The organism is Antarctobacter albus (assembly GCF_900101505.1).
GTDB classification, from domain to species: Bacteria; Pseudomonadota; Alphaproteobacteria; order Rhodobacterales; family Rhodobacteraceae; genus Antarctobacter; species Antarctobacter albus.
Map to the genome: position 1 here is coordinate 211,063 of NZ_FMZI01000003.1, position 23,752 is coordinate 234,814.

The 23,752-nt window shown below is 65.1% G+C and carries 25 protein-coding genes; 15 read left to right on the forward strand and 10 right to left on the reverse strand.

Features of this window, described 5'->3' with window-relative positions:
- Window positions 1–14: 14 nt before the first annotated feature.
- Entirely contained in the window at window positions 15–443 is a 429-nt protein-coding gene (locus BLQ71_RS06570) for an organic hydroperoxide resistance protein (protein ID WP_043136236.1), read from the reverse strand.
- Between the two features lie 65 nt (window positions 444–508).
- On the opposite strand from BLQ71_RS06570, the gene BLQ71_RS06575 reads away from it, so the two are divergent.
- Complete coding sequence (locus BLQ71_RS06575) at window positions 509–1,015, forward strand: MarR family winged helix-turn-helix transcriptional regulator (RefSeq protein WP_269799308.1); 507 nt, start codon at window positions 509–511, stop codon at window positions 1,013–1,015.
- A 386-nt stretch (window positions 1,016–1,401) separates the two neighbouring features.
- On the opposite strand, the gene BLQ71_RS06580 is transcribed toward BLQ71_RS06575, so the two are convergent.
- Window positions 1,402–2,088 carry a response regulator transcription factor gene (locus BLQ71_RS06580; RefSeq protein WP_043136238.1) on the reverse strand — a complete coding sequence of 229 codons (687 nt, stop codon included), beginning with the start codon at window positions 2,086–2,088 and terminating at the stop codon, window positions 1,402–1,404.
- A gap of 146 nt (window positions 2,089–2,234) precedes the next feature.
- Here BLQ71_RS06580 and ribA point away from each other — a divergent pair, with 146 nt between their 5' ends.
- The 11 genes from ribA to BLQ71_RS06635 all read left to right on the forward strand — a co-directional run bounded on the left by ribA (window position 2,235) and on the right by BLQ71_RS06635 (window position 14,518).
- Window positions 2,235–3,317: a GTP cyclohydrolase II gene (gene ribA / locus BLQ71_RS06585; RefSeq protein WP_074621146.1), complete on the forward strand. Its 1,083-nt coding sequence runs from the start codon at window positions 2,235–2,237 to the stop codon at window positions 3,315–3,317.
- A 157-nt stretch (window positions 3,318–3,474) separates the two neighbouring features.
- Window positions 3,475–4,476, forward strand: coding sequence for an LLM class flavin-dependent oxidoreductase (locus tag BLQ71_RS06590; protein ID WP_069209225.1), 1,002 nt, complete (start codon window positions 3,475–3,477; stop codon window positions 4,474–4,476).
- A 3-nt stretch (window positions 4,477–4,479) separates the two neighbouring features.
- A complete protein-coding gene (locus tag BLQ71_RS06595) occupies window positions 4,480–4,938 on the forward strand; it encodes a DUF2267 domain-containing protein (RefSeq protein WP_074621147.1) in 459 nt (152 codons plus the stop codon).
- Window positions 4,935–5,465: a L,D-transpeptidase family protein gene (locus tag BLQ71_RS06600; protein ID WP_043136247.1), complete on the forward strand. Its 531-nt coding sequence runs from the start codon at window positions 4,935–4,937 to the stop codon at window positions 5,463–5,465. The genes BLQ71_RS06595 and BLQ71_RS06600 overlap by 4 nt, the downstream gene beginning before the upstream one ends.
- A 254-nt stretch (window positions 5,466–5,719) precedes the next feature.
- Window positions 5,720–6,823, forward strand: a complete 1,104-nt coding sequence (locus tag BLQ71_RS06605; RefSeq protein WP_043136250.1) for an ABC transporter ATP-binding protein — start codon at window positions 5,720–5,722, stop codon at window positions 6,821–6,823.
- Window positions 6,824–6,938: 115 nt separating this feature from the next.
- Window positions 6,939–8,054: an extracellular solute-binding protein gene (locus BLQ71_RS06610; RefSeq protein WP_069209221.1), complete on the forward strand. Its 1,116-nt coding sequence runs from the start codon at window positions 6,939–6,941 to the stop codon at window positions 8,052–8,054.
- 102 nt (window positions 8,055–8,156) lie between these two features.
- Entirely contained in the window at window positions 8,157–8,762 is a 606-nt protein-coding gene (locus tag BLQ71_RS27045; protein ID WP_308421209.1) for a DUF1330 domain-containing protein, read from the forward strand.
- On the forward strand, window positions 8,759–10,531 hold the full coding sequence (locus BLQ71_RS06620) for an ABC transporter permease (RefSeq protein ID WP_083242254.1): 1,773 nt from the start codon (window positions 8,759–8,761) through the stop codon (window positions 10,529–10,531). The genes BLQ71_RS27045 and BLQ71_RS06620 overlap by 4 nt, the downstream gene beginning before the upstream one ends.
- 113 nt (window positions 10,532–10,644) lie before the next feature.
- On the forward strand, window positions 10,645–11,829 hold the full coding sequence (locus tag BLQ71_RS06625; RefSeq protein ID WP_043136254.1) for an ABC transporter permease: 1,185 nt from the start codon (window positions 10,645–10,647) through the stop codon (window positions 11,827–11,829).
- A 111-nt stretch (window positions 11,830–11,940) separates the two neighbouring features.
- Window positions 11,941–13,179: a PAS domain-containing protein gene (locus BLQ71_RS06630; protein WP_074621148.1), complete on the forward strand. Its 1,239-nt coding sequence runs from the start codon at window positions 11,941–11,943 to the stop codon at window positions 13,177–13,179.
- 91 nt (window positions 13,180–13,270) lie between these two features.
- Window positions 13,271–14,518 carry a PAS domain-containing protein gene (locus tag BLQ71_RS06635; RefSeq protein WP_074621149.1) on the forward strand — a complete coding sequence of 416 codons (1,248 nt, stop codon included), beginning with the start codon at window positions 13,271–13,273 and terminating at the stop codon, window positions 14,516–14,518.
- Between the two features lie 35 nt (window positions 14,519–14,553).
- Here the strand turns inward: BLQ71_RS06635 and dxs are convergent, their stop codons facing one another.
- The 6 genes from dxs to BLQ71_RS06665 all read right to left on the reverse strand — a co-directional run bounded on the left by dxs (window position 14,554) and on the right by BLQ71_RS06665 (window position 19,831).
- The gene (dxs, locus tag BLQ71_RS06640; RefSeq protein WP_069209218.1) at window positions 14,554–16,479 is read right to left on the reverse strand and encodes a 1-deoxy-D-xylulose-5-phosphate synthase; all 1,926 of its coding nucleotides are present in this window, start codon (window positions 16,477–16,479) and stop codon (window positions 14,554–14,556) included.
- A gap of 16 nt (window positions 16,480–16,495) precedes the next feature.
- Window positions 16,496–17,368, reverse strand: a complete 873-nt coding sequence (locus BLQ71_RS06645) for a polyprenyl synthetase family protein (protein ID WP_074621150.1) — start codon at window positions 17,366–17,368, stop codon at window positions 16,496–16,498.
- Window positions 17,368–17,610 (reverse strand): exodeoxyribonuclease VII small subunit, encoded by a 243-nt coding sequence (locus BLQ71_RS06650; RefSeq protein ID WP_043136271.1) that lies wholly within the window; start codon window positions 17,608–17,610, stop codon window positions 17,368–17,370. The genes BLQ71_RS06645 and BLQ71_RS06650 overlap by 1 nt, the downstream gene beginning before the upstream one ends.
- The gene (locus BLQ71_RS06655) at window positions 17,607–18,530 is read right to left on the reverse strand and encodes a histone deacetylase family protein (RefSeq protein WP_074621151.1); all 924 of its coding nucleotides are present in this window, start codon (window positions 18,528–18,530) and stop codon (window positions 17,607–17,609) included. Before BLQ71_RS06655 ends, BLQ71_RS06650 begins: the two co-directional genes overlap by 4 nt.
- A gap of 99 nt (window positions 18,531–18,629) precedes the next feature.
- Window positions 18,630–19,331: a response regulator gene (locus BLQ71_RS06660; protein WP_069209215.1), complete on the reverse strand. Its 702-nt coding sequence runs from the start codon at window positions 19,329–19,331 to the stop codon at window positions 18,630–18,632.
- Window positions 19,328–19,831 carry a MarR family winged helix-turn-helix transcriptional regulator gene (locus BLQ71_RS06665; RefSeq protein WP_043136758.1) on the reverse strand — a complete coding sequence of 168 codons (504 nt, stop codon included), beginning with the start codon at window positions 19,829–19,831 and terminating at the stop codon, window positions 19,328–19,330. Before BLQ71_RS06665 ends, BLQ71_RS06660 begins: the two co-directional genes overlap by 4 nt.
- Before the next feature lie 168 nt (window positions 19,832–19,999).
- On the opposite strand from BLQ71_RS06665, the gene BLQ71_RS06670 reads away from it, so the two are divergent.
- On the forward strand, window positions 20,000–20,872 hold the full coding sequence (locus BLQ71_RS06670; RefSeq protein ID WP_043136279.1) for a branched-chain amino acid aminotransferase: 873 nt from the start codon (window positions 20,000–20,002) through the stop codon (window positions 20,870–20,872).
- Between the two features lie 49 nt (window positions 20,873–20,921).
- On the opposite strand, the gene BLQ71_RS06675 is transcribed toward BLQ71_RS06670, so the two are convergent.
- Together BLQ71_RS06675 and BLQ71_RS06680 are read right to left on the reverse strand one after the other, a co-directional pair.
- A complete protein-coding gene (locus BLQ71_RS06675) occupies window positions 20,922–21,545 on the reverse strand; it encodes an exopolysaccharide biosynthesis protein (protein ID WP_074621152.1) in 624 nt (207 codons plus the stop codon).
- On the reverse strand, window positions 21,542–22,408 hold the full coding sequence (locus BLQ71_RS06680) for an SDR family oxidoreductase (RefSeq protein ID WP_074621153.1): 867 nt from the start codon (window positions 22,406–22,408) through the stop codon (window positions 21,542–21,544). The genes BLQ71_RS06675 and BLQ71_RS06680 overlap by 4 nt, the downstream gene beginning before the upstream one ends.
- A gap of 185 nt (window positions 22,409–22,593) precedes the next feature.
- Here BLQ71_RS06680 and BLQ71_RS06685 point away from each other — a divergent pair, with 185 nt between their 5' ends.
- On the forward strand, window positions 22,594–23,073 hold the full coding sequence (locus tag BLQ71_RS06685) for a transglycosylase SLT domain-containing protein (RefSeq protein ID WP_052244208.1): 480 nt from the start codon (window positions 22,594–22,596) through the stop codon (window positions 23,071–23,073).
- 35 nt (window positions 23,074–23,108) lie between these two features.
- Window positions 23,109–23,735, forward strand: a complete 627-nt coding sequence (locus BLQ71_RS06690) for a class I SAM-dependent DNA methyltransferase (RefSeq protein WP_043136289.1) — start codon at window positions 23,109–23,111, stop codon at window positions 23,733–23,735.
- Window positions 23,736–23,752: the final 17 nt, after the last annotated feature.

The following is a 23,752-nucleotide window of genomic DNA, read 5'->3' on the forward strand; positions in this document are numbered from 1 at the left end:
CCGCGCCAACTGGGTCAGACGACTTCGGTCTCGACCTCGATATTGCCCTTGGTTGCGTGCGAATAGGGGCAGATGAAGTGGCCGCGCTCGGCGATCTTTTCGGCCACGTCACGGTCGACGCCGGGCATCGAGACCGCCAGTTTCACCTTCAGGCCGAAGCCACCTTCGCTACGCCCACCGATACCGACATGGGCTGTGACCTTGGCGTCTTCGGGCACGGTGCCCAGCTTTTCGTTCTGGGCGACAAAGCGCATGGCGCCGAGGTAGCAGGCGGCATAGCCGGTGGCGAAGAGCTCTTCGGGGTTGTGACCCTTGCCCGAGCCGCCCAGCTCTGTCGGGCTGGTCATCGTGACCGTCAGCATCCCCGACTCGAGGCCGGCAGAGCCGTTGCGGCCGCCGCCGGTGGCCCAGGCCTCGGTCCAATATTTCGTGTCGACACTCATGACATTCTCCTTTCGTGCAGGAATTTATCGTGTGCGAAACATCTGTGTCGTGTGTGGATTTGTCAATGCTTGCGATTTTATCCTGCGCGATCTATTCCTGTGTCATGTCCAGTTCTCTCTCTCCCTCGGAAATGCTCTGCTTCGCACTGTATTCGGCGGGCCACGCCATGCAGCAGGCCTACAAGCCGCTGTTGGATCCGCTTGGCCTGACCTATCCGCAATACCTGGTGCTGACGGCGCTTTGGTCGGCGGATGACCGGCCGCTGGGATCGCTGGCGGTGCAGATGCAACTGGCCTCGAACACGCTGACGCCCCTTGTCAAACGGTTGGAGGCCAAGGGCCTTGTGACCCGGCGCCGCGACCCGGAGGACGAACGCCAGGTGCGCATCCGGCTGACCGAGGAGGGGCGCGCATTACAGGCCCAGAGCGCGGATATAGCGCGCTGTTTCCTGGAACGGGCGGGGCTGACCATGAGCGACGCGGCAAGACTGCGAGACGAGGTGATGACCCTGCGCGACAACCTGCGCGACGAGGCGGAACTGGACCCCGTGCGGAACGATCCCGCCGCCTAGGGCTCTGTCGGCGTGGCGGCCAAGGGGAACGACGGCCCCTTGTTTACCCTTATGCCCTCGCGCGTAAATCGGGATAGCACTGACACGGGAACGCCCCCTTCGGCACTCACGGGACGCACCCCGGGGTCCCGGTGTCATCGCCGGGACCCGACCCTTTGTGTGCGTATTGGAACCCCTTGACGGATCGGAACAAAAAAAGGCCGGGCAAGATGCCCGGCCAGGTCCAACAGGGAGGTGCATGCGATAACCCGCACATGCGACGGGACCTCTTGGAGCCAGATTAAAACATGACCGAGTCATGAAACTATGATCTGGGTCAAATCCGCTCGAAACAAAACTTAGCCGTGCATCTTTGTTCCGTGCAATGCGACCTAAGTGTGTGCCACTCAGCTTACAAGGCGGTATCCGCCAGATTCTGTCACCAGCAAGCGCGCGTTCGACGGATCGGGTTCGATCTTTTGCCGCAGGCGATAGATATGCGTTTCCAGCGTGTGCGTCGTCACGCCGGCATTGTAGCCCCAGACCTCGTGCAGCAGGGTGTCGCGCGGCACGACACCCTCTGTCGACCGGTAGAGGAACTTGAGGATGTTGGTCTCTTTCTCGGTCAGACGGATCTTCTTTTCGTCTTCCGTGACCAGCATCTTCATCGAGGGTTTGAAGGTATAGGGGCCGACAGTGAACACCGCGTCCTCGGACTGTTCGTGCTGGCGCAGCTGGGCGCGGATACGCGCCAGCAGGACCGGGAACTTGAACGGCTTGGTCACATAGTCGTTGGCGCCCGCATCGAGGCCAAGGATCGTGTCGGCGTCGCTGTCATGTCCGGTCAGCATGATAATCGGCGACTTCACGCCCTGCTTGCGCATCAACCGGCACAATTCGCGCCCGTCGGTGTCGGGCAGGCCGACGTCCAGGATCACCAGGTCGTAGATCTGTTCCTTGACCCGGGCCATCGCGCTGGCGCCTGCATCCGCCTCGAAGACCTCGAAGTCCTCGGTCATGACCAGTTGCTCGGCCAGGGCCTCGCGCAGGTCTTCTTCGTCGTCGACCAGCAGGATGTTTCGCAGTTGCGCCATTGTGCGGCCCTCCGTGTTGCCTTTTCTCGCAGATGTGGACAGAGTGCGCCTCCGGCAAGCTTTGCTGCAAGACTTTCACGTCCTCGTGTGCTGAGGGCGGAAATGTTACAGGATGCCGGGGAGTTGACCAGCCGGAGGGTGCAGAGGTGGGACTGGGTCCGGACCTGAATGAAACATTGGCGCGGGCCCGGGCGGACCTGCGCATGGGGGTGCCCGTGGGTCTGCGCGCGGATGGCGCGCATGTGCTCGTCGCCGCTGCCGAGACCCTGTCCGAGGCGCGGCTGTGCGCGATGCGGGCGCTGGGGCCTCTGGACCTGGCCCTGACCGACCGGCGGGCGGCCACGTTGAAGGCGCGGGCCTATGACGGCGACGTGGCGCGGGTGATCGTGCCCGGGGATGCGCGCCTGTCCTGGGTGCAGGACCTAGCCGATCCCGCCGATGACCTGGCCAACCCGATGAAAGGCCCGTTGCAGACCCGGCGCGACGGCTCGGTCATGCTGCACCGGCTGGGGCTGCAGTTGTGCAAGGGCGCGCGGTTGCTGCCGGCAGCCTTGGTCGTGCCCGTGGCGCCCGGAACCGCCGCGGCACAGGGCCTGCTGGAAATAGACGGCATGGAGGCGGCCCCGCTGCTGGAGGCCCTGCCGGAGCTGGAGCATGTGGTCTCCGCCCGCGTGCCCCTGCGCGCCGCCGAAAACGCGCGTCTGCACATCTATCGCCCCGCGGACGGGTCCGAAGAACATTATGCCATCGAGATCGGCCGCCCCGACCGTGCCCGGCCAGTGCTGGCGCGGCTGCATTCGGCCTGTTTTACGGGCGATCTGCTGGGATCGTTGAAATGCGACTGTGGCCCGCAGCTGAACGCGGCGCTGATGCAGATGGGGCAGGAAGGCGCGGGCGTGCTGCTGTACCTGCAACAGGAAGGGCGCGGGATCGGTCTGGCGAACAAGATGCGCGCCTATGCCTTGCAGGACCAGGGGTTCGACACGGTCGAGGCGAACCACCGGCTGGGGTTCGAGGATGACGAGCGCGATTTTCGGCTGGGGGCGCAGATCCTGGACAAGATGGGCTTTTCCGCTGTCCGGTTGATGACCAACAACCCGGCCAAGATGCGGATGATGGAAAGCTGCGGCATTGGCGTGGCCGAGCGCGTCCCGCTGAAGGTGGGCGAGACCGTGCACAACACCCATTATCTGGCGGTGAAGGCGGCGAAGTCGGGGCACCTGCTGTAAGTGAGCGCCCGTGGCGGTCGCCGGGGGCCTTGCCCCCGGACCCCCAAAGGTATTTTCAGCCCAAAGAAACGATAGGCGGTCCCAAGCCGGTGGCGCAGCGGAGGCGGCGTTGTCAGCGCGGCCTCGCGTGCCTAGCTTTGGTCCGAAGGAGACGCACATGCATTATTCCCTGCTCGACCTGTCGCCGGTGCCCGAGGGGTTCACCGCCGCCGACGCATTGCGCAACACCGGCGATCTTGCCCAAAAGGCCGAGGCCTGGGGCTATCACCGCTACTGGATGGCGGAACATCACAACATGCCGGGCATCGCTTCGGCGGCGACGGCGGTCCTTGTGGGCCATGTCGCCGGTCTGACCAGCCGGATGCGCGTGGGGGCCGGGGGCATCATGCTGCCCAATCACGCGCCCCTGGCCGTGGCCGAGGCCTTTGGCACGCTGGCGACGCTGTACCCCGACCGGATCGACCTTGGCCTTGGCCGCGCGCCTGGGGGCGACGCGATGGTGATGCGGGCGCTGGGGGTGCATCCGGAACGCGCCGAGCAATTCCATGCCGAGGTGGGCGAGCTGCGCGAGCTACTGGGGCCGCCGCAGGAAGGCCGCCCGGTGCGCGCGCTGCCGGGCGAGGGGACCGAGGTGCCGCTGTGGATCCTGGGGTCTTCGCTGCACGGGGCGCAGGTGGCGGCTCTTTTGGGGCTGCCTTATGCCTTTGCCTCGCATTTCGCGCCGCAGGCGCTGGAACAGGCGCTGGAAGTCTACCGGCGGCATTTTCGGCCCTCCGCCACGCTGGACCGGCCCCATGCGATGGTGGCGATCAACGTCTTTGCCGCCGATACGGAGGCCGAGGCGCGAAGGCTGCGTACGACAATGCAGCAGGCCTTTTTCCGGTTGCGGACCGGGAAGCCGGGCAAGTTGCCCGCCCCGGTCGAGGACCTGTCCTCTGTTGTGCCCCCGGGCGCGATGCCCGCGCTGGACGAGGCGCTGCGGATCAGTGCCGTGGGCGACGCGGGGCAGGTTGAAGCGCAACTGCGGGGCTTTATCGACCGGTTCGCGCCGGACGAGGTGATCCTGACCGGGCAGATCCACGACCACGCATCGCGCCTGCGATCCTTCGAGATCGGCGCCCAGGTGATGCAGCGCATCAACCGCGCCGAAGCGGCCTGAGCCGTGCCGCAGCCCTGGACATACCGCCACGCCAGCCGCGAATACCGGGCCTTCCTGGACGATCTGAAGGCGCGGATGAACCTCGAGTCGGACAACATGGCCTACACGGCGCTGGATGGCGTGTTTCATGTTTTCCGGAGACGGGTGACGGCGGAAGAGGGGCTGCGCTTTGCCAGTGTGCTGCCCAGCGTGCCCCGGGCGATTTTCGTTGCGGGCTGGCAGCCAGAGGTGCCGCCTGCGCCCTGGGCATCGCGCGATGATCTGATCCGGGAGGCGCAGGCGCTCAGACCTAATCACAACCTGACCCCGGACAGCTGCATAGAGTCGGTGGCCTGGGCCCTGCGGCGCGCCATCCGGGGGCCGGAGTGGGAAAGCGCGCTGGCCGCCTTGCCGCCCGAGGCGCGCGCGTTCTGGCGCGTCGAGGTCGCCGATCCGAGCGAGCTGGAGCCCGGAATACGATGAGCGCCGGCGACATGATCCTGACGCCGCGCGGGCTGCGTTTCGCAGGGCGGGTCTGGCCCTGTTCTGTGGGACGGGGTGGCGTGAGTACGGACAAGCGTGAGGGGGATGGCGCCACCCCGGCGGGGGAGCACCGCATCACGGGCATGCTTTACCGCCCTGACCGGATCGCGCGACCCGCCGACTGGGCGGTGCCGATCGGGCCGGGTGACCTTTGGTCGGACGATCCCGGCGACGAGGACTATAACCTCATGGTGCGCGCGCCCTACGCGGGGAGCCATGAGCGCCTGCGCCGTGCCGACCGCCTGTATGATCTCGTCTTGCTGACCGACTGGAACTGGCCCCGGGCCGAACGGGGCAGGGGCTCTGCCATCTTCCTGCACCGCTGGCGCCGACCGGGGTTCCCGACCGAAGGCTGCATCGCATTCCGTCCGGACCACCTGCTGAAGATCGCGGTCCGGATCACGCCCGAGACACGGCTGATCGTGCCCGAAACCCTGGCGCGGACTCTGCCCGGACGGCTCCGTTGACCAGTGGTCATGGCGTGTCGTGCCGGGCCGGGGCGGTCAAAACCGCTGTCAAGGGCGCAGGCATATTGCCCGAATCGGGCGATTTGACCTTCCGATCGGCTGGTTGCACGCCGTTTTTGTAACCGGAAGAGCCGTATTTGCCTGCCGCATACGCAGATTTCAGCGATTTGCTTGCATGTCCAAACGTCACGCGCTTTAGTCTGAGCACAATACAGCGGAGAAACATCCGCGAAATAACAGACAGGGAGTCTGACGTGGCTGATGGAGCTAGTGGCGACGCATTTGTCGCCTTTGAGCGCGTGCAAAAAAGCTATGATGGCGAAACGCTCGTCGTCAAAGACCTGAACCTCAGCATGCCGAAGGGCGAATTTCTGACGATGCTCGGGCCGTCCGGGTCAGGCAAGACCACGTGTTTGATGATGCTGGCCGGGTTCGAGACCGCCACGCATGGCGAAATCAAGCTGGACGGCATCAGCATCAACAACATCCCGCCGCACAAGCGCGGCATCGGCATGGTGTTCCAGAACTACGCGCTGTTCCCGCACATGACCGTGGCCGAGAATCTCAGCTTTCCGCTGGAGGTGCGCAAGATCGGCAAGGCCGACCGGGAAAAGAAGGTCAAGCATGCGCTGGACATGGTCCAGATGGGTGCCTTTGGCGGCCGCCGCCCGGCGCAGCTGTCGGGTGGTCAGCAGCAGCGGATCGCGCTGGCCCGCGCGCTGGTCTTCGAGCCCGAGCTGGTCCTGATGGATGAACCGCTGGGCGCGCTGGACAAGCAGCTGCGCGAGCACATGCAGTTCGAGATCACCAACCTGGCGCACCAGCTGGGCATCACCGTGGTCTACGTCACGCACGACCAGACCGAGGCTCTGACCATGTCGGACCGCGTCGCCGTCTTCAACGACGGGCGCATCCAGCAGCTGGCGCCGCCGGACGCACTGTACGAAAAGCCGCAGAACAGCTTCGTCGCGCAGTTCATCGGCGAGAACAACACGCTGGAAGGCGTGGTCACGGCGATGAAGGGCGATACCTGCGAGGTGAAGCTGGACAGCGGCGAGATGCTGGACGCGACTCCGGTCAACGTCAGCGAAGTGGGTGAGCGCACGCGGGTTTCGATCCGGCCCGAGCGGGTCGAGTTCAACAAGGACCGCCTGAAGGAAGGCGCGCACACTTTGAAGGCCGAAGTGCTGGAATTCATCTACATGGGCGATATCTTCCGTACGAGGCTCCGTGTCGCGGGCAATGACGACTTCGTCATCAAGACCCGTAACGCACCCGACCAGGTGCGTCTGGAGCCCGGCAGCCAGATCGAGATCGGCTGGCTGCCCGAAGATTGCCGGGCACTCGACGCCGGGTGATCCGAATGCCGTCGCCTGCGCCGTTTGCACGCGCGCGGGGACGCGACCTTGGGGCGAGGTTCGTACCCGTAACATCGCCTCAACCAAGATAACGGGTTAACTAGGGAGTTAAATAATGAAACTCACAAAGACACTGCTGGCCTCCACGGCCCTGACCGTGGCAGCCGCGGGCGTTTCGGCTCAGGACATGTCGCAAGACATGACCATCGTGAGCTGGGGCGGTGCCTACCAGAACTCGCAGCTGAAAGCCTACGTCGAACCCTATCTGGAAATGCACCCGGATGTGTCGGTGGCATGGGACGAAAGCTCTGCCGAGGCGGTGGCCAAGCTGCGCGCGATGAACGAAGCCGGCAACATCACCTGGGATCTCGTGGACGTGACCGCCGCATCGGCGATCCGCCTCTGCGACGAAGGCCTGGCGATGGAAATCGACTTTGACGACGTGCTGGCCGAAGCGCCCGATGGCACCGGCGCGGAAGATGACTTCGGCGACCTGATCGTCTCCGACTGCTTCATCCCGCAGATCGTCTACTCGACCACCTTCGGCTATCGTTCCGACATGGTGCCGGAAGGCGTCGAGCCGCCGTCCGACGTCTGCGCCGTCTTCGACCTGGAAACCTACCCGGGCAAGCGCGCGCTGGAAAAGCGCCCGCTGAACAACATGGAATGGGCGCTGTACTGTGACGGCGTGGCCAAGGACGAGATCTACGACGTCCTGGAAACCGACGAAGGCCAGGACCGCGCGCTTGCGAAACTGGACACCATCAAGGATCAGGTGGTCTGGTGGTCGGCCGGCGCCGACACGCCGCAGCTGCTGGCGGATGGCGAGATCTTCATGGGCTCGACCTACAACGGCCGCCTCTTCTCGGTCATCGAGGAGCAGGACCAGCCGGTGGCGATGCTCTGGGACATGCAGGTGTTCGACCTTGACGGCTGGATTGTGCCCGAGGGCCTGTCCGACGACGCCCTGGCGCGCGTGATGGACTTCCTCTACTTCGCGACCGACACCCAGCGTCTGGCCGACCAGGCCAAGTACATCTCCTACGGTCCGGCGCGCGAAAGCTCGGCCCCGATGGTGTCGCAGCACGCCGAACTGGGCATCGACATGGCGCCGCACATGCCGACCGATCCGGCGAACGCGGGCAACACCCTGCTCTACAACTACGAGTTCTGGGCTGACTACCGCGACGACATCGACGCGAAATTCCAGTCCTGGCTCGCCCAGAACTGATCTCGCGCCGTGGCGGGGATGATCCCCGCCCCGTGAGGACAACATCGTTCGTGGCGGGCGGCACCGCCCGCCACGGACCAAGACAAACGACGGGGACACCACATGCCGAAGGGCTATATCATCGGCCACATCACGGTGACCGATCCCGAACCGTACAAGGAGTACGTGGCCCGGGACACGCCGATCCTGCTGAGCTACGGCGCCAGGCCCCTGGTGCGCGGCGGGCAGGCCGAAGTTGTCGAGGGAACGGCCAACGAGCGGCACGTCGTCTTTGAATTCGACAGCTACGATACGGCGCTGAAGGCCTATCACGACCCCGACTACCAGGACGTTGCCAAGATCCGCCGGGACAATGCGACCAGCGCGATCATGGTCGCCGAAGGCAATGACGAGGATCTGCCCGAGCCGGCCGGCGAGGCGCCGCTGGGCTACCTGATCGCCCATGTGACGGTGAACGATCCCGAGGCCTACAAGCCTTATGTCGACGGCAACACCCCGATCATGCGCGGCTTTGGCGCGCGGTACATCGTGCGCGGCGGACGGGCCGAAGTGCTCGAGGGGGAACTGGGAGCGCGCCACGTGGTGATCGCCTATCCCAGCTATGACGCGGCCAAGGCCGCCTATCACGATCCGGCCTACCAGGACCTCGTGAAAATCAGACAGGCCCATTCCGAGGGCACACTCATTCTAGTGGAGGGCGCGGCATGAGCACGCTGAAGGGATCCGGACCGCAGACGTCCGACGCACCGACGCCGGAGGATGCCTTTCACGAGGCGGCCGCACTGGACGCGCGGGAAAGTGAACCGCGGCACGGCTCCGGCAATGGGGGCCCGGTGCTGGCCGCCGACGGGACACCCCTGAAACGCAGCCTGGCGCGGGCCCTGCGGGCGCAGAAGATGCGCGCGCTGGCCCTGATCGCGCCGCTGCTGATCTTCGTGCTGCTGACCTTCATTGCCCCCATCGCGGACATGCTGTTCCGGTCGGTGGAAAACCAGATCGTGCGCGACACGCTGCCCCGCACCGTCGAGGCGCTGGCCGACTGGGATGACACCAGCGGCGAGCTGCCGGGCGATGCGGTCTTCGACGCGGCTTACACGGACATCTTCCTGGCCGCCGAATACAAGCTGCACACGCGGCTGGGCTCGCGTCTCAACTACGAGCTGACCGGCGTGTCTTCGCTGTTCCGCAAGTCGGGTCGTGGCCTGGACGACATCGGCGAAGTCTACCTGGACCAGTTCGAGGACCTCGACGAGGCCTGGGACGAGGCGCTGCCCTGGGCAGAGCTGATGGGCACCGCCGACAGCGTGGCGGCCTACAAGGCCTGGGTCAAAGCCGAGGACAAGGCCAAGGAGAACAACGAGGACTTCAACGATCCTATCCCGGCCTTCGAGATGCGCGACGACATCGCCGATGTCTTGCCGCGCACGGCAGAGGCCTATAGCCGGTTCGCGACCTTCGTGCGTGACGAGGACGAGGACAGCCCGTTCGAGGAAGAACCCTGGACCCTCGTTGTCACCCGGCTTTACGAAGACCTGCGTGATGGCGATGTCTCGTCCTATAACGGACCCCGCGCCGAGATGCTCAAGGCAGCCGACGCGCTGGTGGACAGCCCTGATTTCCAGACTGCCGATCTTCAGGCCGCATTCGGCGAGATCGACGAGGACTGGCTGGACACACGGGTCTGGCAGACCATCAAGACCTACAGCCCCGCTTACACCAACGGCTATTTCCTGAACGCGGTGGACATGCAGAAGACGCCGGATGGCGCCGCCATGCGGGACGAGGACGAACGCATCTACGGCCTGCTGTTCAAGCGAACGATGTTCATGAGCCTTGTCATCACCTTCAGCTGTATCGCGCTGGCCTACCCGGTGGCCTACCTGCTGTCGACGCTGCCGATGCGTACCGCCAACCTGCTGATGATCCTGGTGCTGCTGCCCTTCTGGACCTCGCTGCTGGTGCGGACCTCGGCCTGGAAGGTCATGCTGCAGCAACAGGGGGTGATCAACGACGTGCTGGTCTGGCTGGGACTTGTGGCCGATGACGGGCGATTGGTGATGATCAACAACCAGCTTGGCACGATCATCGCCATGACCCATATCCTGCTGCCCTTCATGATCCTGCCGATGTACTCGGTCATGTCCACGATCCCGCCCACCTACGTCCGCGCGGCGAAATCGCTGGGCGCGACGAACTGGACGTCCTTCTGGCGGGTCTACTTCCCGCAGTCCGTGCCGGGGATCGGCGCAGGCAGCATCCTGGTCTTCATCCTGTCGATCGGCTACTACATCACGCCCGAGATCGTGGGCGGCACCACCGGTACGTTCATTTCGAACCGGATTGCCTATCACATCTCGTCGTCGCTGAACTGGGGCCTCGCGGCCGCGCTTGGGACGATCCTGCTGGCGGTCGTGCTGATCCTCTACTGGGCCTACGACCGGATCGTCGGCATCGACAACGTGAAGCTCGGGGGCTGAGGATGACCATTTTTCTGGAACAGCCCGATACCGAATTCCGTCCGCACGTGATGCGGGCGGCAATCGAAAAGGCGCGCGCAATGTCCGCGCCCAAGACGCAGGAGCGCTGAGCAATGGCCGTCGAGACACAAGCCGTCAAACAGCCGATCCAGTTTTCCGCCCCCGTGGTCGGGGCAGCAGGGGGCTTTGCCGGGGTCTTCGTCGGGGCCGCCAACGGATCGGTCCTGATGGGCATCCTGCTGGGGTTCGTGATATTGGCCGCGCTGGCCTTTGTCGCGCTGGCCGTGCTGGACCCGAAACTGGAAAAGACCTTCAAGCTGGTCCTGATCGCCGTCATGGCGGTGGCCGGCTACCTGCTCGGTGGCCTGCCGGGCCTCGTGGTCGGTGCGATCTTCGGCTGGTTCTTTGGCTGGTTCACCTATTGGATCGGCATGGGGCGTCACCGCGTCCCGCTGCCGCCCTACCTGACCTCCGGGCAGGTGCTGTGGGAATACAGTTTCCGCGTGATCGCCGGCGCGATCTTCGTCTTCCTGATCACTCCGATCCTCGTGGTCATGCCGCTGTCGTTCAACGCCGAGGATTTCTTTACCTTCACGCCGGAGATGCTGCGGTTCGACCCCGAGGGCTACAGCCTCAAGCATTACCGCGACTTCTTTACCTCGTCGGAATGGCAACAGGCACTGCGCAACTCGCTGATCATCGCGCCGCTGGCGACGCTGCTGTCTGTCAGCTTCGGCACCCTGGCGGCCATCGGCCTCAGCTCGGAACATGTGCCGTTCCGTCGGGCGATCATGGCGATCCTGATTTCGCCGATGATCGTGCCGCTGATCATCTCGGCCGCCGGCATGTACTTCTTCTACTCGCGGATCGGCCTGCAGGGGACGCTGATGGGCGTGGTCCTGGCCCATGCCGCGCTTGGCATTCCCTTCGTGATCATCACCGTCACCGCGACGCTGGTGGGCTTCGACCGTTCGCTGACGCGGGCGGCGGCCAATATGGGCGCGGACCCGGTCACGACCTTCTTCCGCGTGCAGATGCCGCTGATCCTGCCGGGGGTGATTTCGGGTGGCCTGTTCGCCTTCATCACCTCTTTTGACGAGGTCGTGGTTGTGATCTTCGTCGGCTCTGCCCAGCAGCAGACGTTGCCCTGGCAGATGTTCACCGGCCTTCGGGAACAGATCAGCCCGACGATCCTGGCGGTTGCGACGATCCTTGTCGCGATCTCGATCATGCTGCTGACCACGGTCGAGATCCTGCGCCGCCGGTCGGAGAAGATGCGGGGTATGAGCCCGGGTTAAGGATCAAATCCAACGAAAATCGGACGCGCGGCACCCCGGTGCCGCGCGTTTGCGTTCAGGATTCGAAAAGGGTTTGCGTTTTAGGGTCGTCCCCAAGCAGGAGGCGCGCCCATGTCCGAACTCGATCCCGCATTCCCGTCCGGGGTGTCCAAATCAGAGGCCACGTTCCAGGTGAACGAGGCTTTCTATTCCCGCACCGACAAGCGGGCGGTGATAAAGGCGGGCAACGAGGTGTTCCAGCGTGTCGCGGGACATGAATGGGAAGAGCTGCTTGGCGCCCCGCACAAGCTGATCCGCCACCCGGACATGCCGAAGGGCGTGTTTCACATGCTCTGGGAACGGTTGAAGGCGGGCAAGCCGACCGGGGCCTATGTCAAGAACCGGCGGATCTGCGGGCGATTTTACTGGGTCTACGCGTTGGTGGCGCCGACCGAGGATGGCTACATCTCGACCCGGATCAAGCCGGTCTCTTCCCTCCGGGCCGAGGTCGAGGCGCTGTATGCGGGGATGCTGAAGCACGAGCAGGACGGCATGAGCGCCACAGACAGTGCCGAGACCTTGCAGAAGTGGATCCGCGACCAGGGGTTTGCAACCTATGACAACTTCCAGAGCCACGCACTGGCGACGGAGTTCGAGGCCCGTTCGCGCCAGATGGGGCGTTCGCTGGACCCGATGCTGCAGCGGTTCGTCGACATGTCGCGTGCCATTGCCGAGGTCTGGGACGAGGCCGACAGGATGACCGAGGCCTTCAAGGCGATCCGTACAGTGCCGATGAACATGCGGATCATCGCCTCGCGGCTGGAAAACGTCGGTGGTCCGATCAGCGCGATTTCGGTCAACTACAGCCAGATGCTCGAAGAGATGTCGACCTGGGTCAAGACCTTCGTCGAAGGGGACGATTGCGTCTTTGCCCATATCCGCAGTGCCATTTTCATGGGGCAGTTCCTGTGTTTCGCCTCGGCCGTCGAACGCGAGATGATCACCGGCTTCGGCACCAGCCAGGACGCCTATCCGGACACCATCGACGTCGCGCGCGAGATTGCCGAACTGACGGAGCACGAACAGCGGTTCATGCAGCAGACCATCGACAGGCTGTCGTCTGTGGAACGCGAGGCGCGGCGCTTTGCCCACAGCGTCCTCGACATGAAACGCTATGTCACCGGTCTCAGCTCGACACGGATGATGTGCAAGATCGAAAGCGCCAGCCTGTCGGAATCAGGCAGCTCTCTGGCCGGGATCGTCGAACAGCTGGACAGCTGCCAGCAGGAAATCGAGGATCGCCTTGCCCGGGTGATGGACCTCAATGCCGTGATCCAGAACAACACCGCCCTGTTGCGGTCGATGATCTAGACAGGACGTGCCAGGACGGCCCCGTCTTTCCCCACTTCAATGGCGTCGTGCCGGTGTTCTGCCTGACGCCCTGTTGCCCCAGGATTGACCAATGACGGAACACAACCCGCGCTTTGCCGCAGAGTCGAATTTTGCCGCCGCCGAGGCCCAGTTTCACCTGACGGAACTGTTCTACTCCCGCACCGATGAGCGCGGCATCATCAAGGCGGGCAACTGTGTGTTCCAGCGTGTCGCCGCCTATCCTTGGGAAGAGATGCTTGGCGCGCCGCACAAGCTGATCCGGCATCCGGACATGCCCAAGGGGGTCTTTCACCTGCTGTGGGATCGGATCAAGGCGGGCAAACCCACCGGGGCCTACGTCAAGAACCGCAGCAAGACCGGCCGGTACTACTGGGTCTTCGCGCTCGTCTCTCCCGCGGACGGTGGGTATATCTCGACCCGGATCAAGCCAAGTTCGGAGCTTTTTGCCACGGTGTCGGGCCTGTATGCCGATCTGCTGAGCCGCGAAAAGGAAGACGGGCTGAGCCCGCGAGACAGTGCCGAGGCGCTGCTGGCCGTCATAAGGGCGCAGGGGTTTTCCAGTTACGACACCTTCCAGAGCCACGCGCTTGCGACCGAGTTCGAGGCGCGCGCCACCGCGACCGGGCAGGGGATCGACCCGCTGCAGCGGCGGTTTCTGGAAATGTCGCGGGCGATTGCGCAGGTCGGGGTGGAAACCGCAGACCTCACGGAGTCGTTCAAGGTGATCCGCACGGTGCCGATGAACATGCGGATCATCGCCTCGCGGCTGGAAAACGCCGGCGGCGCGATCAGCGCGATATCGGTGAACTACAGCCAGATGCTCGAAGAGATGTCGACCTGGGTAAAGACCTTTGTCGACGGCGACGCATGCGTATTTGCCCGGATGCGCGACGCTATTCTGTGCGGCCAGTTCCTCAGTTTCGCGACTGCGGTCGAACAGGAGATGATCGAATGTTTCGACACCAATGCGGCGCTTTATCCCGACTGCATGGATGCCAAGGTGGAGATGGCGGAAGTGGCCGCCCATCGCCAGAAGTTCCGGGACGAAACCGTGGCATCTCTGGTGCGGGTAGAGGCCGAGGCCAAGCGTTTCGCCCGCAGCGTCCTGGACATGAAGCGGTATGTCACGGGCCTCAGCTCGACCCGGATGATGTGCAAGATCGAAAGCGCCAGCCTGTCGGAGTCGCGCAAGGAGCTGGAGGGGATCGTCGAGCAACTGGATGCCTGCCAGAAGGGCATCGAGCAACGCCTTGCCCGCATGACGGAACTGAACGCGGTGATCCAGACCAACACGGCAATGCTGCGCGCGATGTTGTAGCGTCGCGCGTCAGGTCCGGTTTCCGGTCTTGATCGTCAGGCGCGTTTGTCCAGAACCGCAGCGCCCAGGGTGTCCAGCACCTTGGCCTCGATGTCCTCGGCGTTCAGCTTGGCAACGGCGTACATGTCTCGCGGGCTGGCCTGGTCGATGAAGATGTCGGGCAGCACCATCGAACGGTACTTCAGCCCGGTGTCAAAGACGCCTTCCTCGGCCAATAGCTGCGCGACGTGGCTGCCAAAGCCGCCCACCGCGCCCTCCTCGATGGTGATCAGCGCGTCATGGTCCCGCGCCAGGCCCAGGATCAGATCCCGGTCCAGCGGCTTGGCAAAGCGCGCATCCGCAACGGTGGGGGAAACGCCGCGCGCCTCCAGCGCCTCGCAGGCCTCGAGTACCTCTTTCAGCCGCGTACCGAAGGACAGGATTGCCACGCCCTTGCCCTCGCGGATCATCCGGCCCTTGCCGATTTCCAGAACCTCGCCACGCTCCGGCATCTCGACGCCCATGCCCTCACCGCGCGGATAGCGAAAGGCGATGGGGCCGCTGTCATGCGCCGCGGCGGTGGCGACCATGTGTTTCAGCTCGGCCTCGTCGGCGGCTGCCATGACGACGAACCCCGGCAGGTTCGCCAGGTAGGCCACGTCGTAGGATCCTGCGTGGGTCGCCCCGTCGGCCCCGACCAGCCCGGCACGGTCGATGGCAAAGCGCACCGGCAGGCGCTGGATCGCAACGTCATGCACCACTTGGTCATATCCGCGCTGCAGGAAGGTCGAATACATCGCGCAAAAGGGCCGCATGCCACCCGCCGCAAGCCCCGCGGAAAAGGTCACACCATGCTGTTCCGCGATGCCCACGTCGAAGCAGCGCGAGGGGTAGCGTTCCGCGAACAGGTCCAGCCCGGTGCCATCGGGCATCGCCGCCGTCACCGCGCAGATGCGCGGATCCTCGGCCGCCTCCTGCAAAAGCGCCTGGGCAAAGACCTTGGTATAGGACGGCGCGTTCGAGGGCGCCTTTTTCTGCTTGCCCGTGACCACGTCGAACTTGGCCCGTGCGTGGCCCTTGTCCGGGGCGTGCTCGGCGTGGGAATAGCCCTTTCCCTTCTTGGTCAGCACATGCAGCAGGATCGGCCCGGTCGCCCGCTGCCGCACGGTGCGCAGGACCGGCAGCAACTGGTGCAGGTCATGCCCGTCCAGCGGCCCGAGGTAGGAAAACCCCAGTTCCTCGAACAGCGTGCCGCCGACGGTCATGCCCTTGAGCATCTCCTTGGCCCGCTTGGCCCCCTCGCGGAACGGTTCGGGCAGCATCGAGACGGCGCCCTTGGCGGCAGCCTTGAGGTCCTGGAACGGCGCCTCGGCATAAAGCCGGCTGAGATAGGACGACAGCGCGCCGGTGGGCGGCGCGATGCTCATCTCGTTGTCGTTCAGGATCACGATCAGCCGCTTGCCCAGGTGGCCGGCGTTGTTCATCGCCTCGAAGGCCATGCCGGCGCTCATGGCGCCATCACCGATCACCGCGATCGCATCGCCGTGACCGGTGTCGCAAACACCGCCCAGGTCGCGGGCCACGGCAAAGCCGAGTGCAGCGGAAATCGAGGTCGAGCTATGGGCCGCACCAAAAGGATCGTAGGGTGACTCGGATCGCTTGGTGAACCCTGACAGCCCGTCCTTCTGGCGCAGCGTGTTCATGCGATCGCGCCGCCCGGTCAGAATCTTGTGCGGGTAACACTGGTGGCTGACGTCCCAGATGATCTTGTCCCGGGGTGTATCGAAAATCGCGTGCAGGGCGACCGTCAGTTCGATCACCCCCAGGCCCGCGCCCAGGTGGCCGCCGGTTTCCGACACGGCGGCAATCGTCTCGGCGCGCAGTTCCTCGGCCAGCTGCTCCAGCTCGGCATCTGAGAAATGCTTGAGATCGGCCGGGCCTTGAACGCGGTCGAGCAATGGGGTCTGGGGCCGGTCGCTCATGGCGCCCTCCGTCTGGTCAGGTCCGGCGCGAAATAACGAAGCGCGCGGCGTCCTGCAAGTTTCCAGCTTCGCTGCCGTATACAGATAGGCAGTCGCAGGCCTCTGTCACAAGGGATTCGGCGCGGCGTTTCGCCCCGTCCATCCCCAGCAGGCTGACGAATGTCGCCTTGCCCCGGCCGGCGTCCTTGCCCACGGCCTTGCCCATCTGGGCGGCATCGCCCTCGACGTCCAGGATGTCGTCGGCGATCTGGAAGGCGAGGCCAAGCGCGCGGGCGTATCCCGTCAGCGGGGTGATGTCGGCCCGCGCCATGCGCGCACCGGCCTCGGCCGACCAGCCGAACAGCGCGCCGGTCTTGCCCGCCTGGAGCGCGGTGATCTGGTCCAGACTCAGGGGCGTGTCCGACTGTTCCGCCGCCATGTCCAGCGCCTGTCCCAGCACCATCCCGCGCGCGCCCGCCGCCCGGGCCAGGCTGAGCGCGAGATCGGCGCGCACCACGGCGTCCGGGTGACAGTCTGGGCAGGCCACCAGCTCGAACCCAAGGGTCTGCAGCGCATCGCCCGCCAGCACGGCGGTCGCCTCGTCCCACTTGCGGTGGACGGTCGGCATCCCACGCCGCATGTCGTCGTCATCCATGCAGGGCAGGTCGTCATGCACCAGACTGTAGGCATGGATCGCCTCGATGGCACAGGCGGGCCAGATCGCCTGCGCAGGCGCTATGCCGTGAATGCGCGCGCCTTCCAGCACCAGATAGCCGCGCAGGCGTTTCCCGCCCGCGGCAGCATAGCCCATCGCCTGCACCACCGGCAGGCCGCCCAAATCCGACAGAACGTGCCGGAGGTGATCCTCGATCGTGCGGGCCGCCTCTGCCAGCCCGTCCTGAAAGCCCATCAGAGCCCCTCGACCGGCTTCGTCCCCACCGGGTTGCCATCGCCGTCCAGCGTGATGGCCGCCACCTTTTCCTCGGCGTCCTTCAGCTTGTCCTCGCAGCGCTTCTTCAGCTTGGCGCCGCGTTCATAAAGCGAAATGGACTCTTCCAGCGCCACGTCGCCGCGTTCCAGCAGGCCCACGACCTTTTCCAGCTCGGCCATCGCCTGCTCGAAACTCATTTCCTCGACCGGGGTTTCGCTCATCTGCCCGCCTCCATCAGTAGTTCCACATGCGCCTTTCCGCTGTCGCTGAGCGCGCCAAGGTCATAGCCGCCTTCGAGGCAGGACACCACGCGTCCGCCGCATTCATCTGCCGCCAGCGCGCACAATTCGCGGGTGATCCAGCGGAAGTCCTCGACCGTCCATTCCAGTTGCGCCAGCGGATCGTCCTGGTGGGCGTCGAACCCGGCCGAGATGATCAACAGTTCGGGCCGGAAGGCGCGCATCCGCGACAGGGCAGGGGTCCAGGCCGCGCGCATCTCGGCGCCCCCCGATCCCGGCGGCAAGGGCAGGTTCTGCACGTTGTCATGGGCGCCGCGTTCCTCCGCGCTGCCGGTGCCTGGCCAGAGCGGCATCTGGTGCGAGCCGATGAACAGTGTGCGCGCCTCATCCCACAGAAGGTCCTGCGTGCCATTGCCGTGGTGCACGTCGAAATCGACCACGGCAACCCGGCTCAGCCCATGCGTCTCCAGCGCATGTTTCGCGGCAATGGCCACGTTGCCGAAGAAACAGAAGCCCATCGGCGTCTCCGTCTCGGCATGGTGCCCGGGCGGGCGCATGGCGCAAAAGGCATTGTCCACCTCGCCCGCCAGCACCGCGTCCACCGCCGCAACGGCGGCTCCCGCCGCCCGCGAGGCTGCACGGAAGGATCCCGGCGACATCCAGGTATCGGCATCCAGCTGGGTATTCCCGCTGTCCGGCACGCCGCCGCGGATGCGGTCGATATACCGCTGCGGGTGGCTCAGCCGCAGCTGCGCCTCCTCGACCTCGGGTGCGCTGCGACGATCAAGGTCCAAACCTGCCAGCGCATGCAGCAGGTGCTCGATCCGGGCCACGCGCTCCGGGTGCCCCTCGGGCGTCACATGATCCAGCGCATCCGCATGGGTGAAAAGTGCCGTTGTCATCGCGCCCCCCTGATTCTTCTCTCTAAAATTACTCAGAAACGCGCCCGGAGGGCGCGACTCCGCCCGACCAAACCGCGAAACGCCCGGGGCCGCAACCCGTCAGTCGGGCGCCAGCATGTATCCCGCCCCGCGCACCGTCTGCAGGTAGCGCGGCTGTTTCGGGTCGGCCTCCAGCTTGCGCCGCAACCGCGTGATCTGGACGTCGACCGCGCGTTCCTGGGCCTGTCCCTTGTCGCGGCCCAGTTCCTCGACCAGTTTCGCGCGGCTCAGCGCCTCGCCCGGGCGGGCGGAAAAGATGCGCATCAGCTGGCTTTCGGTGGCGGTGAGGCGGACCATCTCCTCCCCCTGCCACATCTCGCCGCGCTCGATGTCATAGCGGAAATCGCCCAGGGTCAGCAGTTTGGGCGCGCTATCCTCGGCGCTGGGTTCCGGCATCCTCCGAAGGATCGCGTTGATCCGGAGCAAGAGCTCCTTGGGCTCGAACGGCTTGGCGAGGTAATCGTCGGCGCCGGCTTCCAGCCCCTTGATGCGGTCCTCGGTCTCGGACCGGGCGGTCAGCAGCAGGATCGGCGTCTGAGAGGTTTCGCGGATGCTCTGGGTCAGGCTCACGCCGTCTTCGCCAGGCATCATCACGTCCAGGATGATCATGTCGAAATCCAGTCCCGACAGCAGCCGCCGGGCATGCGCCGCGTCGCGGGCCGCCGTCACCAGGAAACCGTTGCGTACCAGGAATTTCTGCAACAGCCCCCGGATGCGTTCGTCATCGTCCACGATCAGCAGATGCGCGTCGTTCTCGGTCATCCCCTGCCTCCCCTCAGCTTGTGGTACTGCCGTCGCAGTTCCGGGTCCATCATTGCCTCCAGGACCCGGCGAAATCCGGCGACCGCCTCGGGGCCGGCATCGCGAAAGGCGGCGCGCATGCGGCTCCTCTGGGCATCTGACAGTTCGCGTTCCAGCGTCTCGCCCGCCTCTGTCAGGTAAAGGTGCCGTTCCCGCTTATCGGTCCGCCCGACCTGGCTTTGCACCAGGCCGTCCTCGATCAGGGTACGCAGCACGCGGTTGAGCGATTGTTTCGTCACGCCCAGGATCGTCAGCAGGTTGTTCACCGTGGTGCCGGGCGCGGTATGGATGAAATGCAATGCCCGGTGATGTGCACGGCCATAGCTGAGCCCGTCCAGGATCCGGTCTGGATCGGCGGTAAAGCCCCGGTAGGCAAAGAACATCGCCTCTGCACCCTGTCGCAACTGCTCGTCGGTAAGGAAAAGCAGGGTCTCGCCCTGCGGGCTGCGCCCCTCTGACATGGTTCCCTCTGCCCCTTGCTGGTTTTGCGCCATTTTAAGTCAGCCTTGTTGACATTCCAAGAGTCAACTGGTAGCGAGTCGCAGATTTAGCGCAACTTTATGTCCGATCCGGACGCATATCGCGCAACAATCGAAAAATTTGGCCCGCTGCACATGAGGAGAGAGAAGATGGCAGATGGAGCATATGACGATCGCGACGGCAAGATCTGGCTGGATGGTCAGATGGTGGACTGGCGGGCGGCAAATGTGCACGTACTGACCCACGGGCTGCACTACGCCAGCTCTGTCTTCGAGGGCGAGCGGTGCTACAACGGCAAGATCTTCCTTTCGCGCAAGCATTCGGAACGGTTGCATTTCTCGGCCCGCGAGCTGGACTTCGAGATCCCTTATACCGTCGATGAGATCGAGGCCGCCAAGGTGGCCGTCCTTGCTGCCAACGGTCTGACCGACGCCTATGTTCGCGCCGTCGCATGGCGCGGCGCGGGACCGGACATGGGTGTCGCCTCGGCGCGCAACCCGGTTCGCCTGGCCATCGCGGCCTGGTCCTGGGGCAACTACTATGGCGACGCCAAGATGAAGGGCGCCAAGCTCGACATTTCCAAGTGGAAGCGCCCCTCGCCCGAAACCATCCCGGTCCACGCCAAGGCGGCTGGCCTTTACATGATCTGCACCACGTCGAAACACGCGGCAGAGGCCAAGGGCTGTTCCGACGCGCTGTTCATGGACTACCGCGGCTACGTGGCCGAGGCGACCGGGGCCAACATCTTCTTCGTCAAGGACGGAGAGGTGCACACGCCCAAGCCCGATTGCTTCCTGAACGGGCTGACCCGCCAGACCGTCATCGGCATGCTGCAGGACAAGCAGATCAAGGTGCATGAGCGTCACATCATGCCCGAAGAGATGGAAGGCTTTGAACAGTGCTGGCTGACCGGCACCGCCGCCGAGGTCACGCCCGTGGGCCAGATCGGCGACTTCAACTTCGAGGTTGGCGCGATGACGCGCGAGATCTCGGAAGATTATGAGAAGCTGGTCCGCAGCTGAGCCAGCCATTCCGGACAGGAACATGCGGCGCCCCACCGGGGCGCCGTTTTCATATCAGGCCCGACCAGATCGAGCCGAGGATCAGAACCAGTACGCCGGCTTGCACATAGCCCGCCAGAAGGTAGATGCCGTCGCGGGTCATCACTCCGAACATCATCATCGACACCGCCCCGGCAAAGAACGAGGTCACGAAGGGCAGGAGTTCCAGGATCGGCCAGGAAATCGCGATCAGCGTCACCGAGGCAAAGGCGAAGGGACGCAGCGCGCGCGAGCTGAGCAGCCGCAGGCGGCCGCTGCTGTGCCGGTCCATCCAACCGGCGGGCTTGCTGAGCCAGTTGATGGCGCGGTTCATCTTCCGCGCGCTGATGCTGCGGCGGCAGAGGAATTTCGGCAGCCAGAGGTGCCGTCGCCCCAAGAGCGCCTGTGTCGACACAAGGATGGTGATCAACGCGCCGATGGTCGGCGTGCCGGGGATGCCGGACACGGGCGAGACCAGCACGATGGCCACGACAAGGATCACGGCCACAAACGACTGGTCCCCGACGCGGCTGAGAACCGTTTCGACAGAGATCCGCTCGGCGCCGTCTTCGGGGCGCATCGCCTCGAGCAGGTCGCCCAGACTTTGCGGATTGCGCACAGTTTCGGTGTCCGGCGCCTCTTGGGCGTCCTTCATCCTCCGGACGCCTGTTCGGCGGCAAGAATGGCCGCCAGCGCGCTCTGGTAGTCGGGATAGCGCAGGGTCACGCCCAGTTCCTCCTTGATGCGCGCGTTGCAGACGCGCTTGCTTTCGCCGTAGAAACTGCGTGCCATCGGGCTGAGTTCCGCCTCTTCGAAGGGCACTTCGGGCGGGATCGGCATTCCCAGCATCTCGGCGGCACAGGCGATCACGTCCTGCGGCGGGGCCGGGGCATCGTCGCACAGGTTGTAGGCCGCACCCGGATTGGGCCGCGCGATGGAGGCCCGCAGAACCTGCGCGATGTCCTCGACGTGGATCCGCGAAAAGACCTGGTTCGGCTTGATGATGCGGCGCGCGGTGCCCTTGCGCAGCTTGGCGAAGGGGCCGCGCCCGGGGCCATAGATGCCGGCAAGGCGGAAGATGTGCAGAGGCAGGCCGGGGACGGCGGCCCAGGCGGCCTCTGCCTCGACCCGGAGTTGTCCGCGCCGCGTGGCCGGGTCGAGAGGCGTGTCCTCAGTCACCCATCCGCCCTGGTGGTCGCCGTAAACCCCGGTGGTCGACAGGTAGCCCGCCCATTCGATGCGTGGCGCGCTCGCGGCGATGGCGGGGCCCACCAGCCGCAGCGCCGGGTCGCCCTCGGCGTCGGGGGCGGCGGACATCAACAGGTGCGTCGCGCGGCCCAGGGCCTTGGTCACGCTGTCCTCTTGCCAGAGGATCGGTGTCACGCCGGTTGCGCGCATGGCCTCCAGCTTGGCCGGGTCGCGTGTCGTGCCGATCACCTCCCACCCCTCGGACAGGAGAAGCGGCGCCAGCGCCCGTGCGGAAAATCCGTGGCCAAGAGAAAGCAGGGTCTTTGTCATGCGCCCTAGGTGGCGCCGCACGCGTCAAGATGCAAGTCTTGACGCGATGTCGCGGCCTGTGAGGTGGTCGGCACAGCGCCGCCGATCCGCGGTTGCGCGGCGGGCTTTCGCCGACACGACGTCAGCGGACTCGCGCGGGCCGGGTCCGCGCGCTACGACAGCGCGCACCTTTCGGAGAGACTCGCATGCTGGCCCGTCGCCTGTTCCTTTTGTCGGCTCTTGCCACCGTCGCCGCCTGTTCGACCGGACGGCGTGACCCCGTCGCAGCCGATCCCGCGCCGCGCGCGATCCCGCTGCACCCGAACGAGACGCCGGAACTGCGCGCCAAGATCAACCGCTGGGCCGACCACTACGAACTGCCCCGTGGGCTGGTCCACCGGCTGGCCATCCGTGAGAGCACCCACAACCCCGCCGCGCGGGCCGGGCCTTATTGGGGCCTGTTACAGATCCTGCCGCAAACCGCCCGCACGATGGGGTTCCAGGGCAAGAACAGCGATCTGCTGGATGCGGACACCAACCTGAAATACGGACTGAAGTACCTCAAGGGCGCCTATATCGTGGCGGACGGGGACTGGGACAATTCGATCAAGTGGTATGCGCGGGGCTATTACTACGAGGCCAAGCGCAAGGGCCTGCTCTACGAAACCGGTCTCCGGACGCGCTAGACAGGCGGGCCGGGCTGCGCTTAGTCTGCGGTCCCATGCAGGATGATCCCGATCTGGAAGCGGCCTATGCGCTGCAAACCCCCGACGACAACCGCAGGCTCTATGCCGACTGGGCCGCGACCTATGACGACGAATTTGCCGTCGACATGGACTACATGCTGCCGCTGCACGTGGCAGAGGCCTTTGCCTCTGTGGGTGGACAGGGGCCCGTGCTGGACCTTGGCGCCGGAACCGGCCTTCTGGGGGCGGCCCTAAAGACCTGCGGCATCGGCCCGGTGGATGCCACCGATCTCTCGCAAGAGATGCTGGACGTGGCCGGAACCAAGGGGCTGTATGCGCATCTGTTCACCGGAAACCTGCTGGAAACTCTGCCGGTCGAGGACGGCGCCTACGCGGGTGCGGCCAGTTCAGGCACATTCACACACGGCCATGTCGGACCCGAGGCTCTGGACGAGGTGCTGCGCGTGGTGCGGCCGGGCGGCGTAGTGGCGCTGTCGATCAATGCGGAACACTGGGAGGCCAAGGGCTATGACGCCCGCCTGGCGGAGCTGGGCCCGCGCATCGCCGATCTGGCCGTGCGCGAGGTCCGTATTTTCGGGCCGGAAGCCTCCGGCCCGCATGCCAGGGATCTCAGCCGGGTGGTGACATTCACCCGGGCCTGACACTCGAAGCCTGACGT

Coding starts and splice junctions, on each gene's coding strand:
- BLQ71_RS06690 (WP_043136289.1), top strand. CDS start 23,109: ATGCAGGATGATCCCGATCTGGAAGCGGCCTATGCGCTGCAAACCCCC.
- BLQ71_RS06625 (WP_043136254.1), top strand. CDS start 10,645: ATGGCCGTCGAGACACAAGCCGTCAAACAGCCGATCCAGTTTTCCGCC.
- BLQ71_RS06610 (WP_069209221.1), top strand. CDS start 6,939: ATGAAACTCACAAAGACACTGCTGGCCTCCACGGCCCTGACCGTGGCA.
- BLQ71_RS06680 (WP_074621153.1), bottom strand. CDS start 22,408: ATGACAAAGACCCTGCTTTCTCTTGGCCACGGATTTTCCGCACGGGCG.
- dxs (WP_069209218.1), bottom strand. CDS start 16,479: ATGAGCGACCGGCCCCAGACCCCATTGCTCGACCGCGTTCAAGGCCCG.
- BLQ71_RS27045 (WP_308421209.1), top strand. CDS start 8,157: ATGCCGAAGGGCTATATCATCGGCCACATCACGGTGACCGATCCCGAA.
- BLQ71_RS06630 (WP_074621148.1), top strand. CDS start 11,941: ATGTCCGAACTCGATCCCGCATTCCCGTCCGGGGTGTCCAAATCAGAG.
- BLQ71_RS06660 (WP_069209215.1), bottom strand. CDS start 19,331: ATGACCGAGAACGACGCGCATCTGCTGATCGTGGACGATGACGAACGC.
- BLQ71_RS06575 (WP_269799308.1), top strand. CDS start 509: ATGCTTGCGATTTTATCCTGCGCGATCTATTCCTGTGTCATGTCCAGT.
- BLQ71_RS06635 (WP_074621149.1), top strand. CDS start 13,271: ATGACGGAACACAACCCGCGCTTTGCCGCAGAGTCGAATTTTGCCGCC.
- BLQ71_RS06670 (WP_043136279.1), top strand. CDS start 20,000: ATGGCAGATGGAGCATATGACGATCGCGACGGCAAGATCTGGCTGGAT.
- BLQ71_RS06685 (WP_052244208.1), top strand. CDS start 22,594: ATGCTGGCCCGTCGCCTGTTCCTTTTGTCGGCTCTTGCCACCGTCGCC.
- BLQ71_RS06570 (WP_043136236.1), bottom strand. CDS start 443: ATGAGTGTCGACACGAAATATTGGACCGAGGCCTGGGCCACCGGCGGC.
- BLQ71_RS06675 (WP_074621152.1), bottom strand. CDS start 21,545: ATGAAGGACGCCCAAGAGGCGCCGGACACCGAAACTGTGCGCAATCCG.
- BLQ71_RS06600 (WP_043136247.1), top strand. CDS start 4,935: ATGAGCGCCGGCGACATGATCCTGACGCCGCGCGGGCTGCGTTTCGCA.
- BLQ71_RS06580 (WP_043136238.1), bottom strand. CDS start 2,088: ATGGCGCAACTGCGAAACATCCTGCTGGTCGACGACGAAGAAGACCTG.
- BLQ71_RS06620 (WP_083242254.1), top strand. CDS start 8,759: ATGAGCACGCTGAAGGGATCCGGACCGCAGACGTCCGACGCACCGACG.
- BLQ71_RS06655 (WP_074621151.1), bottom strand. CDS start 18,530: ATGACAACGGCACTTTTCACCCATGCGGATGCGCTGGATCATGTGACG.
- BLQ71_RS06645 (WP_074621150.1), bottom strand. CDS start 17,368: ATGGGCTTTCAGGACGGGCTGGCAGAGGCGGCCCGCACGATCGAGGAT.
- BLQ71_RS06590 (WP_069209225.1), top strand. CDS start 3,475: ATGCATTATTCCCTGCTCGACCTGTCGCCGGTGCCCGAGGGGTTCACC.
- BLQ71_RS06665 (WP_043136758.1), bottom strand. CDS start 19,831: ATGTCAGAGGGGCGCAGCCCGCAGGGCGAGACCCTGCTTTTCCTTACC.
- BLQ71_RS06650 (WP_043136271.1), bottom strand. CDS start 17,610: ATGAGCGAAACCCCGGTCGAGGAAATGAGTTTCGAGCAGGCGATGGCC.